Raw genomic sequence first — 968 nt, 5'->3', positions numbered from 1 at the left:
GGTACACTACCGATGAACAACTGATCTCGCTGCTCAGCTACATGCTGCAGGTCGGCGAGACCCACAGCCCGGCCGCGTTGCTCAAGCAGCTGGCCGCGCGTGTACCACACCATGAGGATAAAATCATGACGATCGCTGAACGACTGAAGGAAGAAGGCCGCGCGCAGGGGATCGCCATCGGCCGCCAAGAAGGCCGCCAAGAAGGACGCCAAGAAGGCGAGCGCGAGGCGGCGATCAAGATCGCCCGCACCCTGCTTGACAGCGGCCTCGATCAGGCCACGGTGATGAATGCAACCGGCCTCACCGCCGACGAGCTGGCGCAGATCCGCCACTGATCACCGACACCGAGACGACCGCTTGCTGGACAAAACCACCCCTGCCGCCGACCCGGCGGACACCACCACCGACCTGAGCCACCTGGCGTTCTGCGCCCTGGTGGCCCTGGCGCTCGAGCGCCAGTCGGGCGGTGCATCCACCCCCTACGCCGAAACCCTGTTCCTCATCCGCTGGCTGGCCACCGCGCAAAAGCAAAAGCGTTTTCCCAGGAGCGTGGCAATTGACATTCAGTGGTTGCTGGAGCGCGGTCGCAGGCATGGCGCTGCAGCCAAACTGCGCCAGCACCTTGAGTATCTGTGGAAGTCTTGCTCGGGTAATATCGCCCGGCAGTCCGACCTGTTTCGCCTCACCTACGCCACCGAAACGCTCAAGCAGCTGGGTTGGGACAATGCGGTGTTGAGCAGCCGCGAATGGCGCGAGGGCGTACTGCCGGAAACGGGCGTGGTCAATGGCTTCTATGTTGAGAAGGCGGCGCTCAATGCGGCCTACGACAGCGACGGCCGGCTCTGCCTGCCCGTTGACCTGCGCGTGGTCGGCGATGTGCAGGCACTGGTGGATGTATTGCGCCGGCATGCCATCGAGGCGCGCATCCTGGAAACCGCGCGCCGGCATACCCGTGTCTCGCTCGTCCC

General features: G+C 64.4%; 2 protein-coding genes. Both read left to right on the top strand.

From position 1 onward, the window contains the following. Positions 1–335 (top strand): Rpn family recombination-promoting nuclease/putative transposase (locus tag AC4PR2_RS29195; RefSeq protein WP_492176087.1); only part of this gene is annotated, 335 nt, incomplete at its 5' end. A 22-nt stretch (positions 336–357) separates the two neighbouring features. After that, on the top strand, positions 358–968 hold a 611-nt coding region (locus AC4PR2_RS29190), incomplete at its 3' end, for a DUF2913 family protein (protein WP_492176086.1).

The organism is Serratia sp. A07 (assembly GCF_058725505.1).
This window is presented reverse-complemented; position numbering and strand designations above follow the sequence as displayed.